General features: G+C 69.4%; 16 protein-coding genes. 9 read left to right on the top strand and 7 right to left on the bottom strand.

All coding sequences use genetic code 11. The features are described from left to right. Positions 1-4 precede the first annotated feature (4 nt). From valS to ACIA1L_RS28790, 3 genes are all read left to right on the top strand, one after another. The gene (gene valS / locus ACIA1L_RS28800; protein WP_396076129.1) at positions 5-2,536 is read left to right on the top strand and encodes a valine--tRNA ligase; all 2,532 of its coding nucleotides are present in this window, start codon (positions 5-7) and stop codon (positions 2,534-2,536) included. Between the two features lie 127 nt (positions 2,537-2,663). Beyond that, a complete protein-coding gene (locus ACIA1L_RS28795) occupies positions 2,664-3,203 on the top strand; it encodes a hypothetical protein (protein WP_396076128.1) in 540 nt (179 codons plus the stop codon). Between the two features lie 223 nt (positions 3,204-3,426). After that, entirely contained in the window at positions 3,427-4,188 is a 762-nt protein-coding gene (locus ACIA1L_RS28790) for a hypothetical protein (protein ID WP_396076127.1), read from the top strand. A gap of 9 nt (positions 4,189-4,197) precedes the next feature. Here the strand turns inward: ACIA1L_RS28790 and ACIA1L_RS28785 are convergent, their stop codons facing one another. Both ACIA1L_RS28785 and ACIA1L_RS28780 read right to left on the bottom strand, forming a co-directional pair. Next, positions 4,198-5,385 carry a DNA recombination protein RmuC gene (locus ACIA1L_RS28785; RefSeq protein WP_396076125.1) on the bottom strand — a complete coding sequence of 396 codons (1,188 nt, stop codon included), beginning with the start codon at positions 5,383-5,385 and terminating at the stop codon, positions 4,198-4,200. Between the two features lie 129 nt (positions 5,386-5,514). Then, positions 5,515-6,540, bottom strand: coding sequence for a 4-hydroxy-3-methylbut-2-enyl diphosphate reductase (locus ACIA1L_RS28780; RefSeq protein WP_396076160.1), 1,026 nt, complete (start codon positions 6,538-6,540; stop codon positions 5,515-5,517). A gap of 101 nt (positions 6,541-6,641) precedes the next feature. Here ACIA1L_RS28780 and ACIA1L_RS28775 point away from each other — a divergent pair, with 101 nt between their 5' ends. From ACIA1L_RS28775 to ACIA1L_RS28760, 4 genes are read left to right on the top strand one after another with little or no spacing between them, the layout of a single operon-like run. Further along, positions 6,642-7,151: a hypothetical protein gene (locus ACIA1L_RS28775; RefSeq protein ID WP_396076124.1), complete on the top strand. Its 510-nt coding sequence runs from the start codon at positions 6,642-6,644 to the stop codon at positions 7,149-7,151. Positions 7,152-7,179: 28 nt separating this feature from the next. Beyond that, a complete protein-coding gene (locus ACIA1L_RS28770; protein ID WP_396076123.1) occupies positions 7,180-7,656 on the top strand; it encodes a hypothetical protein in 477 nt (158 codons plus the stop codon). A 10-nt stretch (positions 7,657-7,666) separates the two neighbouring features. Further along, positions 7,667-8,893, top strand: a complete 1,227-nt coding sequence (xseA, locus tag ACIA1L_RS28765) for an exodeoxyribonuclease VII large subunit (RefSeq protein ID WP_396076122.1) — start codon at positions 7,667-7,669, stop codon at positions 8,891-8,893. Continuing rightward, complete coding sequence (locus ACIA1L_RS28760; protein WP_396076121.1) at positions 8,890-9,090, top strand: exodeoxyribonuclease VII small subunit; 201 nt, start codon at positions 8,890-8,892, stop codon at positions 9,088-9,090. Before xseA ends, ACIA1L_RS28760 begins: the two co-directional genes overlap by 4 nt. On the opposite strand, the gene ACIA1L_RS28755 is transcribed toward ACIA1L_RS28760, so the two are convergent. Together ACIA1L_RS28755 and ACIA1L_RS28750 are read right to left on the bottom strand one after the other, a co-directional pair. Further along, positions 9,087-9,932 carry a hypothetical protein gene (locus ACIA1L_RS28755; RefSeq protein WP_396076120.1) on the bottom strand — a complete coding sequence of 282 codons (846 nt, stop codon included), beginning with the start codon at positions 9,930-9,932 and terminating at the stop codon, positions 9,087-9,089. The two genes, ACIA1L_RS28760 and ACIA1L_RS28755, sit on opposite strands and share 4 nt — an antisense overlap. Positions 9,933-10,012: 80 nt before the next feature. Continuing rightward, the gene (locus ACIA1L_RS28750; RefSeq protein ID WP_396076119.1) at positions 10,013-10,552 is read right to left on the bottom strand and encodes a DUF4245 domain-containing protein; all 540 of its coding nucleotides are present in this window, start codon (positions 10,550-10,552) and stop codon (positions 10,013-10,015) included. A gap of 102 nt (positions 10,553-10,654) precedes the next feature. On the opposite strand from ACIA1L_RS28750, the gene glpX reads away from it, so the two are divergent. After that, positions 10,655-11,680, top strand: coding sequence for a class II fructose-bisphosphatase (glpX, locus tag ACIA1L_RS28745; RefSeq protein WP_396076118.1), 1,026 nt, complete (start codon positions 10,655-10,657; stop codon positions 11,678-11,680). Then, positions 11,677-12,648 carry a DMT family transporter gene (locus ACIA1L_RS28740; RefSeq protein WP_396076116.1) on the top strand — a complete coding sequence of 324 codons (972 nt, stop codon included), beginning with the start codon at positions 11,677-11,679 and terminating at the stop codon, positions 12,646-12,648. The genes glpX and ACIA1L_RS28740 overlap by 4 nt, the downstream gene beginning before the upstream one ends. Before the next feature lie 31 nt (positions 12,649-12,679). Here ACIA1L_RS28740 and ACIA1L_RS28735 read toward each other — a convergent pair whose 3' ends face one another. The 3 genes from ACIA1L_RS28735 to ACIA1L_RS28725 form a co-directional block, all read right to left on the bottom strand. Then, a complete protein-coding gene (locus ACIA1L_RS28735) occupies positions 12,680-13,336 on the bottom strand; it encodes a rhomboid family intramembrane serine protease (RefSeq protein WP_396076115.1) in 657 nt (218 codons plus the stop codon). A gap of 65 nt (positions 13,337-13,401) precedes the next feature. Further along, a complete protein-coding gene (locus ACIA1L_RS28730; RefSeq protein WP_396076114.1) occupies positions 13,402-14,316 on the bottom strand; it encodes a S1 family serine peptidase in 915 nt (304 codons plus the stop codon). A gap of 76 nt (positions 14,317-14,392) precedes the next feature. Further along, entirely contained in the window at positions 14,393-15,091 is a 699-nt protein-coding gene (locus ACIA1L_RS28725; protein ID WP_396076113.1) for a lytic transglycosylase domain-containing protein, read from the bottom strand. Positions 15,092-15,402: the final 311 nt, after the last annotated feature.

The raw sequence follows: 15,402 nt of genomic DNA, 5'->3' as shown, positions 1-15,402 counted from the left end.
CCGGATGACTGATACGGCAGGTACCGGGCGCGCCGGTCTGCCCGAGCGACCGTCCCTGGACGGGCTCGAGGACAAGTGGGCGCGCCGCTGGCAGGAGGAGGGCACGTACGCGTTCGACCGCTCGAAGGAGCGCGCCGACGTGTACGCGATCGACACCCCGCCGCCGACCGTATCCGGCGAGCTGCACATGGGCCACGTCTTCTCCTACACGCACACCGACGTCGTCGCACGGTTTCAGCGGATGCGCGGCAAGACCGTTTTCTATCCGATGGGCTGGGACGACAACGGGCTGCCCACCGAGCGTCGGGTCCAGAACGTCTACGGCGTCTACTGCGACCCGTCCCTGCCTTACGAGCCGGGCTGGGAGCCGCCCGCCTCGCCGCCGAAGCCCGCCGTCGCGGTGTCACGGCGCAACTTCATCGAGTTGTGCGGGCGGCTGACCGCCGAGGACGAGCAGGTCTTCGAGGCGTTGTGGCGGCGGCTCGGGCTGTCCGTGGACTGGGCACTGACGTATACGACGATCGGCCCGAAGGCGCAGGCCGTCTCGCAGCGGGAGTTCCTGGCGAACCTTGCGCGCGGGGAGGCGTACACATCAGAGGCGCCGACGCTGTGGGACGTCGGCTTCCGCACGGCCGTCGCGCAGGCGGAAATCGAGGACCGGGAGCGGCCCGGCGCGTTCCACCGGCTGCGCTTCCACGGCAGCAGCGGGCCGGTCGAGGTCGACACGACCCGGCCGGAACTGCTTCCGGCCTGCGTCGCGCTGGTCTGCCCGGCGGACCACCCGCTGGTGGGCACGACCGTCCGCACGCCGTTCTTCGACGTCGAAGTCCCCGTGTACGGACACCAGCTCGCCGACCCCGACAAAGGCACCGGCGTGGCGATGGTCTGCACCTTCGGCGACCTGACCGACGTGATCTGGTGGCGGGACCTGGGCCTGCCCACCCGGGTCGTCCTGGGTCGCGACGGTCGCTTCCTGCCGGACCGGCCGGCCGGCGTCGGTGCGGCGGCCTACGCGCACTTCGCCGGACTGACCGTCAACGCCGCCCGGCGTGAGATCGTCCGGCTCCTGGGCGAGACCGGCGATCTACTCGGCGAGCCGCGGCACATCCAGCATCCGGTGAAGTTCTACGAGCGGGGCGACTCCCCGCTGGAGATCGTCACCAGCCGGCAGTGGTTCATCCGCAACGGCGGCCGCGATCAGGGTCTGCGCGAGGTGCTGCAGGCCCGGGGCCGCGAGCTGCGCTGGCTGCCCGAGCACATGCGGCACCGCTACGAGCATTGGGTCGGCGGGCTGACCGGTGACTGGCTGGTGAGCCGGCAACGCTTCTTCGGCGTGCCGTTCCCGGTCTGGTACCGGCTCGACGACGCTGGCGAGCCGGACTACGACCAGGTTCTCACACCGGATCACGCGGCGTTGCCGGTCGACCCTTCCTCGCACTGCCCGCCCGGTTTCGCCGAGTCCCAGCGGGACGTCCCGGGCGGCTTCACCGCCGACCCGGACGTCATGGACACCTGGGCCACCTCGTCGCTGACCCCGCAGATCGCGGGCGGCCTGGGCAGCGACGACGACCTCTTCCGCCGGGTGTTCCCGATGGACCTGCGCCCGCAAGGTCAGGAGATCATCCGGACCTGGTTGTTCTACTCGGTGGTCCGTGCCCAGTTCGCGCACGACACGCTGCCGTGGACCACCACCGTGCAGTCCGGCTGGATCCTCGACCCGGACCGCAAGAAGATGTCGAAGGCCAAGGGCAACGTGGTCACGCCGATGGCACTGCTGGAACAGCACGGCTCCGACGCCATGCGCTACTGGGCGGCCAACGGGCGGCCGGGCGCCGACCTCGCATTCGACCCGGCACAGATCAAGGTCGGCCGACGGCTGGGCACCAAACTGCTCAACGCGTCGAAGTTCGCGCTCGGACTCGGCGCCGCCGACGCGCTGCGCACCGAGGTCACCGCCGACCTCGACCGGGCCATGCTGACCCGACTCGCCACGGTCGTCGACCAGGCCACCGCGGCGCTCGACGCGTACGACCACACCACCGCCCTGAACAGCACCGAGGCGTTCTTCTGGACGTTCTGCGACGACTACATCGAGCTCGTCAAGGACCGTGCGTACGCCCCCGGGCCGGGTGGCGACTCGGCGCGGGCCGCCCTCGCGTCGGGGCTGTCGGTGCTGGTGCGGTTGTTCGCGCCGTTCCTGCCGTACGCGGCCGAGGAGGTCTGGTCGTGGTGGCGCTACGGTTCGGTGCACCGCGCGACCTGGCCCACCCGGTACGAGCTGCTCCGCGTCGCGCCCGGTGGCGATCCTGAGCTGCTCGAGCTGGCGAGTGACGCGCTGCGCCAGGTGCGGCGGGCCAAGTCGGACCGCAAGCTGTCGATGAAGGCGGAAGTGCCGCTGGCCGAGGCGCTCGGGCCGGCTGCCCTGCTCGACCGGCTGACGCTGGTGGAGCCGGACCTGCGGGCGGCCGGGCGGATCGGCAAGCTCGACCTGCTCCCGGACCGTACGCCGGAGCTGGTCATCGCCTGCGCCTTCTGACCCCCGTGGCGGCCCGGGGCCACTCGGCCCCGGGCGGTTTGGCATGACTGGTCGGCGTGACTGGCCGTGAACGGCGGAGTTCGGTGAACCCGGGCCGTTGGACGGCCGGACTTGGCAGCATGAGGTCATGTCCAAGCCGCCCGAGGAGGTCGAGCCGCCCGCCAGGGACTTCGTGCTGTTCCGGTCCTCTCCCTGGCGAACGTTCGGTGTGCTGGCCGGGGTGCTCCTGGTCGCCTACGTGGCGGTGTCGCCGCTCGTGGCGGTCTTGCTGGGCGCCCCGCACGACCCGTGGTGGGCGACGGTGGCACAGGGCGCGGTGATCGGCACGTTGGTGGCTGGCTGTTACGCGCTGTCTTCCCGGTCGGCCATGCGGACCTGGGTCCGGGCGTCGTCGGCGGGCCTGGAGTTGGCCGCGGAGGGCAGTGATCCGGTGCTGCTGGCTTGGCCGGATATCGACCGCGCGGTGGTGCACCGGGTCGGCCTGCGGACCGTGCTGGACGTGACCCCGGTGGACCTGGACCGGGTCCATCCGGTCGCCGACGGCGCGGACGGCTGGCCGGCGCTGCACGACGAAGCGGACGGCGCCCCGGCCTTCACTGCCGACCTGACCCAGGTGTGGCCCGGCCCGCGCGCGCTGCGCCGGGAACTGTCCCGGCATCTGTCGTGAATGTGGGTCCTCAGGTTCATTCTGGCGAAGATCTCTTGTCGTGCGGGCCCTGCCGCTCGCGCAGGTCAGACCTGTTTAGATGCTGATGTTTAGTGCCTCATTGCCCTTGTCGACCTCGGTAAACAAGATTTTCTTCGTCCTGGACCTTCGTTTCTTCGGTCGTGCTTAGATCTCGCCAAGGTCATCGACCTCGCCGTCCCCCCACCTGCTCGGGAGAGATCCTTTGCGCGCACCGAAGATCACCCGCACCGCCGTCGCCCTCACGGCCCTGACCGCCCTGTTCGCACCGACCGCCGCAACAGCTGCCGCATCCCCCGACGCCGCGGCCGCTGCACGACCGAAGACCTTCTCCTACAACTTCGCCCAGGGCCAGCAGGGCTGGAGTGCCGAATACGCCGACTACTCGGCGTCGATGTCCAAGGCCGACATGGATATCGAGGACCGGATCGCCGAGCTTCCCGCCGGCACTGCAACCGGCACCGGCTACTTCATCCAAGGCGACAACCACAGCGACGACATCTTCATGTTCCTGAAGAAGAAGCTCACCAAGGACGACGGCATCGTCCCCCATAAGACCTACACAGTGAAGTCCTCGGTGACCTTCTGGTCCAAGGAAGCCACCAACTGCCCCGGCGTCGGCGGCTCACCCGGCTTCAACGTCTTCGTCAAAGCTGGCGCCTCCACGATGGAGCCCACGCCGTACGTCGACCCGGCCGACAACCACTACCGGCTGAAGCTGGACAAGGGTAACCAGAGTGTGGGTGGCTCGGAATCCGCCGTCCTGGGCAACATCGAGAACGGACTCCCCTGCGATGGCACCACCACGTGGGCCAAGGTCAAGCGGACCAGCCCGGCCGCCAACCCCATCGAGGTCAAGGCTGACGCGGCCGGTGACCTCTGGCTGCACGCCGGCACCGACTCCGGCTTCGAGAGCCTGACCCAGCTCTACTACACCAACATCACCACCACGCTGACGCCTCGCTGATCGCGGACCTCACCGCACCGCGGGGCCGGCAGTGGAATACCCACCACTGCCGGCCCCGGGTTCGTCCAGCAACTCGGGTGCCTGCGGCTGCCGCGGGGCCAGATCAACCTGGGCAGGCACCGTCAACTCCTCGTCCGAGACACCCATTTCGGCCAGCTTGCGGGCACTGACCAGCACCCGCGACTCCAACGAGCCGACCGCCCGGTTGTAGGCGGACACCGCACCGCTCAGTGAAGCGCCCAGCTTGCCCACGTGATCGCCGAGGGTGGCGAGGCGGCCGTACAACTCGCGGGCCAGGCCGTGCACCGCGAGCGCGTTGCGGGCCAGCGCCTCCTGCCGCCACGAATACGCCACCGTGCGCAGCAGGGCCACCAGCGTCGCCGGGGTCGCCAGCACCACATTGCGGGCGAAGGCGTGCTCCATCAACGTCGCGTCCCGTTGCAGCGCCGCGTCGAGGAACGGGTCCGCCGGCACGAACAGCACCACGAAATCCGGGGTCTGCTCGAACGCCGTCCAATAGGCCTTACCCGCCAGCGCGTCCACGTGACCCCGCAAGACCCGCGCATGCTGATCCAGGTGCGCATCCCGGGTGCGCTCGTCGCGAGCCTCCATAGCCGACAGGTACGCGTCGAACGGTGCCTTCGCGTCAACTACCACCGTCCGGCCACCATGCAGGCGGACCACCAGGTCCGGCCGGACGCCCTGGTGATCGGTGCGCGAGGTGACCTGCTCACTGAAGTCACAATGCTCCAGCAGGCCAGCCGCCTCGACGATGCGGCGCAGCTGATGCTCGCCCCAGCGCCCCCGCACCTGCGGGGCGCGCAGCGCCGCGACGAGCTGCTTGGTCTCGGTGCGCAACTCGCCGGACACCAGGCCCATGGCCCGCACCTGCTCGCGCAGCTCCGCGTAGGCGTCGACCCGGTCCCGTTCCAGCTCGGTCACCCGCTCCTCGTAGCGGCGCAGCGTCTCGTGCAGCGGGGCCACGGCTCGGGCAACCGCTTCCTGAGACTGGGCGGTGGACTCGTAGGACAACGACCGCAGCGACTGCTCCAGGCGAGCCTCGCCGTCCCTACCGGCCTGCACCGTCGCTTCCAGCCGGGCGATATCCGCGGCGGACCGCAATCGCGCGACCAGCCAGCCGAGCGCGGCCCCGGTCGCCAGGCAGATGAGCACCACGGCCAGCGTCGAGAGATTCACCCCCGCGAGCTTGCCAGAGGCGTACGACAAAGCGGACGCGGGCCGCCACACCGCCGAAGCGCGGGCGGGTTTGTTGCTTCGCCGACGCGCGGGCGGGTTTGTTGCTCCGCCGACGCGCGGGCGGGTTTGTTACACCGCCGACGCGCGGGCGGCCGCGGCGGCCTTCATGTCGCGGCGGAGCTCCTGCGGCAGGGAGAAGGTGAGCCGCTCCTCCGCGGTGGTGTATTCGGTGACCTCGCCGAAGCCCCGGTCCGCGAGGTGGGCCAACACCTCCATCACCAGCTCCTCCGGAACGCTGGCACCCGAGCTGACGCCGACCGTGGCGGCGCCGGCCAGCCACTCGTCCTGAATCTCGCTGGCATAGTCGACCAGGTGCCCGGCCCGTGCCCCCGCGCCCAGGGCCACCTCGACCAGGCGTACGGAATTGGAGGAATTGCGGGAGCCGACCACGATGACCACGTCGCAGTCCGGCGCGATCTCCTTGACCACGTGCTGGCGGTTGGAGGTGGCGTAGCAGATGTCGTCGCTCGGCGGCGACTGCAGCAGCGGCAGCCGGGTCTTGAGTCGGGCCACGGTTTCCATCGTCTCGTCGACCGACAGCGTGGTCTGGGACAGCCACACCACCTTCGCCGGGTCGCGGATCACCACGTTGTCGACATCGTCCGGACCGTCGACCAGCTGGATGTGGGCCGGGGCTTCACCCGCGGTGCCGATGACTTCCTCGTGGCCCTCGTGCCCGATGAGCAGAATGTCGTAGTCGTCCGCGGCGAACCGCTTCGCCTCGTGGTGCACCTTGGTGACCAGCGGGCAGGTGGCGTCGATCGCCTTCAGATTGCGCTCCCGCGCCTGGTCGTGCACCTCCGGCGCCACGCCGTGCGCGGAGAAAACCACGGTGGAGCCTTCGGGCACTTCCTCGTTCTCTTCGACGAAGATCGCCCCACGTGCCTCAAGAGTGCTCACCACATGCTTGTTGTGCACGATCTGTTTGCGCACGTAGACCGGGGCGCCATAGAGCTTCAGCGCCTCCTCCACCGTCTGTACGGCGCGGTCGACGCCGGCACAGTAGCCCCGCGGCTTAGCGAGGAGCACACGCTTGCGAACTGGGGTCTGCACGTCGGAGGTCACCCGGCCATGGTACGTGCCCCGCGCCGCGATCTCGCCTGCTGCGATACGGACCACAAACCCTCAGCTAGGCGAAACGCGACCCGCGCGGAAGAGCCAGCGACGATTCGCCGCGGGCGCGGCATACTCGGCCGGTGAGCGACACCGACGTGGTCACCGAGCGCACCGGCACCGGACCCCGGATCGGGGCCTTGATCAGGGGCGGCGCCGGCGCCGTCACGCTGGTCGGCGCGCTGACCTGGATTCTGCTGAACCTGCCGGCGACCGGGCGGCAGGCCGACCTCATCGTCGGTGCGGTCCTCGCCGCGGGCGGGCTGGTGCTGCTGATGCCGCACCGGGTTCCGCTACCTGCGCTACCCACGGCGGCCACCTCTGCCGGATCCGCACTCGTGGGAGCGCTGGCCGGGCTGCTCCACGAGACCACCCGAACCGGCGGCATGTGGGCGTACGTGGCCCGGCGCGGCTGGCCGTACGAGTGGCTGAACCGGGGAGCCGTGGCCGACGACCCGCAGACCGCCCGCGCCCTCGCCGAGCAGGCCAGTTGGCAGGTGGATGCGGTGAACCTCGCCGCCACCGTGCTGTTCTGGGGATTCGCCGGGCTGCTGCTGGCGGCGATCGTGAACAAGGCTCGTTCCCGCACCTGACCGTCACCGCCCGACGGATACTCGGGCCATGAACGCCGCCGGGACCGCCCTGCGCCTGCTCGTGGGCTGGTTCTCGGTGCTGATCGGGCTGCTGGATCTCGGCGTGGAACTGGACCGATTCACCGGCTCGCCAGACGTGCCGTACCTGGTTTTCCACGGCATGCTGCTGGTCGGCGGAGTCCTGCTGATCTACCTGAGCTCGGCGCCCGTACGGCCCGGCGCGACCGCTGCACTGACCGGCGGCTCCGTCCTGGTCGCCGGCTTTCTGCTCAGCGCGGTGCCGGCCGGCGCGGCGCAATGCTGCCTCACCACCTATTCGCAGCAGCACGGTTATCCGTTCGCGTTCGCGGCGCGCGACACCGGCGCCGACTGGACCGTCGACTACCTCCATCTGACCGCCGACCTGCTCTTCTGGGGGTACGTGGGTCTCATCGCGCTGCTGGTGCTCACCCTGATCCAGCGCCCGGGTCGCCCGCCCGGGGGAACGGTCCCGGCCCGCCCGTAGGCTAGGCCGGGTGACTCAGCCGGAGCCCAAGTCGTCCGCCGACGAACCGTGGCCGGTCCGCGTCGTCAGCCAGAAACTCGGCGCCTGGGTGGCCAAGCTGGGCTGGGTGTGGGTCGACGGCCAGGTCGCCCAGATCAGCCGCCGGCCGGGCGCTTCGGTGGTCTTCCTGACCCTCCGGGACCCGTCAGCCGACCTCAGCCTGACCGTGACCGCGCACCGTGACGTGCTCGACACGGGCGCACCCGACCTGGCCGAAGGCGCCCGGGTCACGCTGCACGCGAAGCCCGAGTTCTATCCGGCCCGCGGCTCGCTCAGCCTGCGCGCCGACGAGATCCGCCAGGTCGGGCTCGGTGAGCTGCTCGCCCGCCTGGAGCGACTGAAGAAGCTGCTCGCCGCCGAGGGCCTGTTCGCACGCGAACGCAAACGCCGGCTGCCGTTCCTCCCCCAGCGCATCGGCCTGATCACCGGGCGCGCCTCGGCCGCCGAGCGAGACGTTCTCATGAACACCCGCCGTCGCTGGCCGAGCGTCGACTTCCGGGTGGTCAACGTGCCGGTGCAGGGTCCGACCGCGGTCCCGCAGATCATCGATGCGCTGAAGGTGCTGGAAAACGACGACACCGTCGACGTCATCGTCATTGCCCGCGGCGGCGGCAGCGTCGAGGACCTGCTGCCCTTCTCCGATGAGGCGCTGTGCCGAGCGGTGTTCGGGTGCCGCACGCCGGTGGTGAGTGCCATCGGGCACGAGACGGACGCGCCGCTGCTCGACTACGTCGCTGACCTGCGCGCCTCCACCCCGACGGACGCGGCGAAGCGAATCGTGCCCGACCTCGCCGAGGAAACCCAGCTGGTCACTCAGGCCCGGCGGCGCCTCGACCGGGCCGTGCTCGGCCTGATCGACCGGGAACGCCACCGGCTCGACGTCTGGAAGTCACGGCCGGTGCTGGCCCGCCCCGAAACGCTGGTCGAGCAGCGCGCCGCCGAGGTGACCGGGCTGCGCGACCGGGCCGGCCGCAGCCTCGAGCACCGGGTCCGCCGGGCCGACGACGACCTGCGCCACACGCTGGCCCGGCTGCGCGCGCTGTCGCCCGCGGCCACCTTGGAACGCGGCTACGCGATCGTGCAGCGTGCGGACGGCCACGTGGTCCGCTCGGCGGGCGAGGTCACCACCGGAGATGTTCTACGCGTACGGCTCGCGGACGGCGAACTGCGCACCGAGGTACAGGAGAGCACCCCATGACCGACGAGAAACTGAGTTACGAGCAGGCCCGGGGCGAGCTGGCGTCGGTGGTGGAAAAGCTGGAACAGGGCGGCGCTTCGCTGGAGGAGTCGCTGGCGCTCTGGGAGCGCGGCGAAAAGCTGGCCGACGTCTGCCAGCGTTGGCTGGACGGCGCCCGGGACCGCATCGAGGCGGCCCGGGCGTCCCGCTCCGACTAGTCCTTGCTGTTCAGCACCTCGTACGCCTCAGCCGGCATGTCCTTGACCTCGGCGGCCGGCGGGGCCTCCTGCTTGGTCGCGGCGCCGTAGCCGGTGAACTCGACGGTGAATTTCCCAGCCGGGCTGTCGGTGGACTTCGGCAGGTCGAGCACGAGCTTGCTGAGCCGGCCTTCGCCGTCGAGCGTGGCCGTGTAGGGGATGGCTTTGGCGACGGCCGGGTCGACGCCCTTGACCATGCTGCTGTCGATCAGGTGCACGTCGTCTTTGACGACGGTCGCGTCGAGGGTGCCGCTGATGACCGACCCGTCCTGCTTCGCGGTGGCAATTCCGGTGAACAGCGTGTTCACCCCGGCCATGTCCGGGTCCTCGGCGCTGACCTTGAGGACCTCCGAGGTCACTCGGTTCAGGTCCGTCTTGAGCCAATTCTTGCCGCTGAAGAGCTCGATCAGCACCCTCGTGGCCTGCACCATCTTGGCCGTCTGCGGATCCTTGCTCGCCGCGGCCAAGCTCTCGACCTGCTGCTCGGCCGCGGACATGTCCGCGGTGAGCTTGACGAAGCGCGCGGGGTCGGTGACCCGAACCTGCATCCGGCCCTTCGCGCCTTCCTCGATCGTCTCGATGTCGAGCGCGGCCGACTTCGACGGCGTGTGCACGACCGCCTTGGTCGTGGCACCGGACGGCATCGTGGCCGCAAAGCTGTAGTTGCCGGTCTTGATTCCCGAGGTCGACGCCACCAAGGCGGCCTTGGGGTCAGCCGACGCCTCGTTGCTGCTGCTCTTGGTGCAGGCGACGAGCGAGAGTCCGAGCAGGGGAACGAGAACGGCGGCGAACCGGCGATTCATGAGGGGTACTCCGAAGGCAGTACGGACAGACTGCGGGAGCGTAGACCATTCATCGATAACCGGCTAGGGTCTGCCCGGGGTCACGGCAGGCTGGTAGCCAGCCTTTCCAGGTTCTGCACGTCAGATCGGCCGACCACGATGATCGTGCGGCCCTTCTCCAGGAACACCAGCGCGGTCTCACCTGGGCGGGCGTCGTATCGCTGCCAAGTGCGGGCGCCAGCGGCGTACGTACCCGTAGCTTTGGGTTCCTTGCCGAGTTCTGCCGGGATCAGTGTGGCGGTGGCGACGCTGCTCTCCACCAGCAGCAGTGGCTCTTCCTCCGGATCGGCGTAGCCGAGTCGCAGTGTCGCCCCGCCTTCCTCGCGCTTGAAGGTGGCGGTCTGCAGATACCAGTCCTTGCCGAGCCCCTGCGGCTCGCTGACCGGGAACATCTTGGCCGCCCGGGCCTGGTCGAGCACCGGCTGCGCCTTGACGGTGAGCGGCTGGCCGCCGTCGCGGGCGTACTTGTGGAAGCCCAGCAGCAGGGCGATCGGGACGAGCAGGACGGCGAGGGACATCACCATGTCTCGCGGGCGTCGTTCTGCGCGCTTGCCGACGGTGGGGGTCTCGGAGCTGGACACCTCACCATTGTTAACCATGTCGCTGACACGGGACTTTGCCCATGCCCCATGTGAGGATCGGGTAACGACCACACCCCGCACCGTCGCGAGGAGGCCTCTTTCATGCCCGTTTCCGCCAATCCCCAGGATCTCGACCGCAACATCGCGCTCGATCTTGTCCGAGTCACCGAGGCGGCTGCCATGGCAGCCGGCCGCTGGGTTGGCCGCGGCGACAAGAACGGTGGCGACGGCGCGGCCGTGGACGCCATGCGTACGCTCATCAACTCGATCCAGATGCGCGGCGTCGTGGTGATCGGCGAGGGTGAGAAGGACGAGGCCCCGATGCTCTTCAACGGGGAGCAGGTCGGTGACGGCACCGGTCCCGAGGTCGACGTGGCGGTGGACCCGATCGACGGCACGACGCTGATGAGCAAGGGCATGCCGGGCGCCGTGGCGGTGCTGGCCGTGGCCGAGCGCGGCGCCATGTTCGACCCGAGCTCGGTCTTCTACATGGAGAAGATCGCGGTCGGCCCGGACTGCGCCGACGTGATCGACATCAACGCCGGCACCGCCGAGAACCTGCGCCGGATCGCCAAGGCGAAGCGCAGCGCCGTCTCCGACGTCACGGTCTGCATCCTCGACCGCCCCCGGCACGCGAAGCTGATCGAAGAGGTCCGGGCGACCGGCGCCAACATCAGGTTCATCTCGGACGGCGACATCGCGGGTGCTATCGCGGCCGCGCGCAGCGAGTCGGACGTCGACGTGCTCATGGGCATCGGCGGCACGCCAGAGGGCATCACGGCGGCCTGCGCCCTGAAGTGCCTCGGCGGCGAGATCCAGGCCAAGCTGTGGCCGCACGACGACGCCGAGCGGGAGCGTGCGATCGCGGCCGGTCACGACCTCGACCGGGTGCTCACCACGAACGACCTGGTCACCGGCGACAACTGCTTCTTCGTCGCCACCGGCGTGACCTCGGGCGACCTGCTCAAGGGCGTCCGCTACCGCTCCGGCGGGGCACACACCCAGTCGATCGTCATGCGCTCCAAGAGCGGCACCATCCGGGTCATCGACTCCTACCACCGGTTGGAGAAGCTCAAGCTCTACTCGGCCGTCGACTTCGACGGCCACCTGCCCACGGTGCGTGAGTGACCCAGACTCAGTCCCGTCCAGCGCCGCCCGAGGTCAACCCCGGGCGGCGCTTTGTCGGCGTCGCACTCGCGGTCCTCTCCGGCGTCGCGCTGGCCGCGCAGTCCAGGATCAACGGCGAGCTTTCCGTACGCCTCGATGACGCGTTCGCCGCCGCGCTCATCTCGTTCGGCTCCGGCCTGCTGGTGCTCGCGGTGTGCGTGCCGTTGCTGCCTAAGGGCCGGGACGGGCTCCGCCGCCTCCGCTTCGGGTTGCGGACCCGCCAGATCCATCCCTGGCAGTGCATCGGCGGCATGTGCGGCGGTTTCCTCGTCGCCACTCAAGGCTTGACGGTCCCCACCGTCGGCGTGGCGGTCTTCATCGTCGCCCTGGTCGCCGGCCAGAGCTCGAGCAGTCTCCTCGTCGACCGTGCGGGCATCGGTCCCGGTGGCCCGCAGCCGGTGACCAGGATGCGACTGGCGGGGGCTGCCCTGACCGTGTTGGCGGTCCTGATCTCGGTCTCGGACCGGCTGGGCCACCCCAGCGCCCTCGCTCTGGCGATCCTGCCGCTGCTGGCCGGCATCGGCATCGCCTGGCAGCAAGCGGTCAACGGCCAAGTGCGGGTGGTCTCCGGCAGCGCCATGGTCGCGGGCCTGGTCAACTTCTTCATGGGTACGGTCGTGCTAGCCGTGGCATTCGCCATGTCGGCCCTGCTCCGCGGTGTCCCCGCCCGTCTGCCGACCGGCCCCTGGTGGCTGTACGTGGGCGGCACGCTCGGCATCGTCTTCATCGCGGTGGGCGCCGCGGTGGTCCGGCACACCGGCGTGCTGCTGCTCGGTCTCGGCATGATCGCCGGCCAGGTCACCGGTGCTCTCCTGCTCGACACCGTCGTCCCGGGCGCCGCGGGTAGGCCTGGGGCAACCACGGTCGTCGGCGCCGTCCTGACCCTCGCCGCGGTAGCGGTGGCGGTGGCCCCGACCCGCCGCCAGTGACGCTAGGCGGCGCCCCGAGGCAGCGCCGGGCTCAGAAGTCGGTCAGCGTCGTGTCGTAGACGCTCGTGGCTGGGCGGGGCCGCCGGCGCCGGAACGCGATCGCGGACACCACGCCGCCCAGCAGGCCGAGCAGGTGGCCCTGCCAGGAGATCGGCTGGTCGGTGGGGAGGATGTTGTAGATCTGGTACCAGTAGAGCAGCCCGATGAAGGCGGCCACGGCCAGATTCCACCAGCTGCGCTCGACGAAACCCCGGGCGAAGAGCAGGCCGAGGTAGCCGAAGACGACCCCGCTGGCGCCGACGACGACACTGCTGGGGTCGCCGACGATCCAGACGCCGAAGCCGCTGACCAGCACGATGATGACGGTCGACCAGATGAATCGGCGGGTTCCACCGGCCAGCGCGAAGGTGCCGACCAGGATCAACGGCACGCTGTTGCCGTAGAGGTGGTCCCAGCCGGCGTGCAGGAACGGGCTGAAGAAGACGCCGTCGAGGCCATCCAGCCGACGGGGGATGATGCCACCGGCCAGGTCGAGTGTGCCGGCACCGATGCCACGGTCGATCGCCTCGATCAGGAACAGGATCGGGACGACCGCACACATGGCGACGAAGGCCCGGCCGATCGCGGCGAAGAACGCTTCCGTTCCGACCTTCGCCGCCGCCTCATCCTGCGCACCCGGATATGCCATGTTCCGATGGTTACCGATGGCCGCCACTGCCGCCAAGCAAGAGTGTCGAATCCGGCACGCTCAGTTCACCTGCTGGCACGGGTGGTAGCCGTGGGCGACGCGTCGGCCGACGGCGTCGGGGCCGCGTCTCCGGCAGCTGCGGTCAGCTTGCGGGTCGCGGCACGGATGTCCGGCCGGAACGCAGAAATCTGGGTGTAGACGCCGGGGTAGCCCTTGCGCGCGCAGCCGAGCCCCCAGCTGACGATGCCGACCTGGATCCACTTGGCGCCGGATTTGCGCACCATCGGGCCGCCGGAATCGCCCTGGCAGGTGTCGACGCCCTTTTTACCGGCGCAGATCGACTCGTCTTTGACCAGATCAACACCGACTTTTCCGTACGCCTGGGCGCAATCCTCATCGGCGACTACCGGCACCGACGCGTAGCGCAGTTTCTTCTCCTGCTTCAGCGCGTTCTCGCGGGTCTGCCCCCAGCCCAGCACGGTCATCGGCCCCTTTTCGTCGGAGCCGCCACGGGTGAGTGCGAGTGTGGGCAGGTCGATCTCGCGGTCCAGTTCGATCAGGGCCCAGTCGTCGCCGTACGTTTCGCCGCGGAAGCCTGCGGCCCGGACCACCGAGACGGACTTGGCATGGATCGCGTCGCCCGATTTCAGGTTGGTGACGCCGGCTACGACCTCGATGCTGTCGTCCTTGCCGGTGCCGTTGACGCAGTGTCCAGCGGTGAGAACGACGCGGGGCGCGGTCAGCGCTCCGCCGCAGCCCATCGAGAGCCGCACCATCCAGGGGAAACGCCCGGCGGGAGCGAGGTCACCGCCGACGACTTCGCGGACAGGTGCGGCACCGTCCCCACCTGGCGCGATGCCGGCGGCTGGCCCGGAACCGGCTGCGGGTGCGGCGTCACCGGCGCGGGCGGCTATCTGGCTCGCGGTGAGGACCGAGGCGAGCACACCGAGGGCAACCAGCGAAGCGACTTTCCGGACCATATGGACATTTGATCACTGCCAACGACCCGAAAAAGGGGTACGCGCCGAAGCACGCACCCCTTTGTCCTGTCGTCTTTTAGTACCAGCCGACGCTCTGCGAGTGACCCCAGGCCTCACAGGGGCTGCCGTACCGACCCTTGATGTAGCCGAGGCCCCACTTGATCTGGGTGGCCGGGTTGGACGCCCAGTCGTCGCCCACCGAGGCCATCTTGCTGCCCGGCAGCGACTGCGGGATCCCGTACGCGCCGGAGCTGGGGTTCTCGGCGTGGTGGTTCCAGCCGCTCTCCTTGTTCCACAGCTTGTTCAAGCAGGGGAACTGGTCGATGCCGAACCCGGCTTCGAGGGTCAGCGCGCAGCCGGTGGCGCGATTGCCGTCGAACTCGTTGCAGGAAGCCGGGATGTCTCCGGTGAAGGGCACCGTGCCGGACTTCTTGGTCTCGGCGGCCTTCTCGGCCTTCTCTTCGGCGGCCTTCTTCTCGATCGCCTTCTTCTCGAGCTTGAGGGCCTTGCCGGCGGCCACCTTCAGCTCGGTCGCGGCCTTGTCAGCCGCTTCACCTTCCGCCTGGCTCCGGTAGGCCCGAGCGGCGGCGTGCTGGTTGTGTCGTTCCTTGAGGAGGGCCATCTCGTCGGTGTTTGCCTGGACGACGAGCTGAGCCTCGGCGCTCCGCGCCTGGACTTCCCGGTCCTGTCCGAGGTAGACCCCGCCGATGACGCCTGCGACGAGCAGACCCACGGAGGCCGCACGGATTCCGACCCGGCTCCAGAGCCGATTCACGAAGATTTCCCTTCGTAGGGGGCAATGACGCGAAGCAGATCCACCGGCTTCCCCACCGGCGGCGTTCCGCACCGCAAGCACCCGTCGGCCCGTTGCGGGGTCGCGCGGACCGGCTCCTTGCTCACCGGTCTCCGAGCGGCCAACCATCGATCTCTGTTCGGTACGGCCACCCGATGATGCTCGTCAGCCACCATGGCGCACCGTGAAGGCGTTGTGAAATGACGGCGCCCACCTGTGAAATGAATCACAGGATGTTTAGGATTCAATCCTACCAAATCACAGCTATTCGCGGCACCCTTTCGATATAACAG

It is taken from the genome of Actinoplanes sp. NPDC051859, from assembly GCF_044452725.1.
In the GTDB taxonomy this organism is placed as follows: Bacteria; Actinomycetota; Actinomycetes; order Mycobacteriales; family Micromonosporaceae; genus Actinoplanes.
This window is presented reverse-complemented; position numbering and strand designations above follow the sequence as displayed.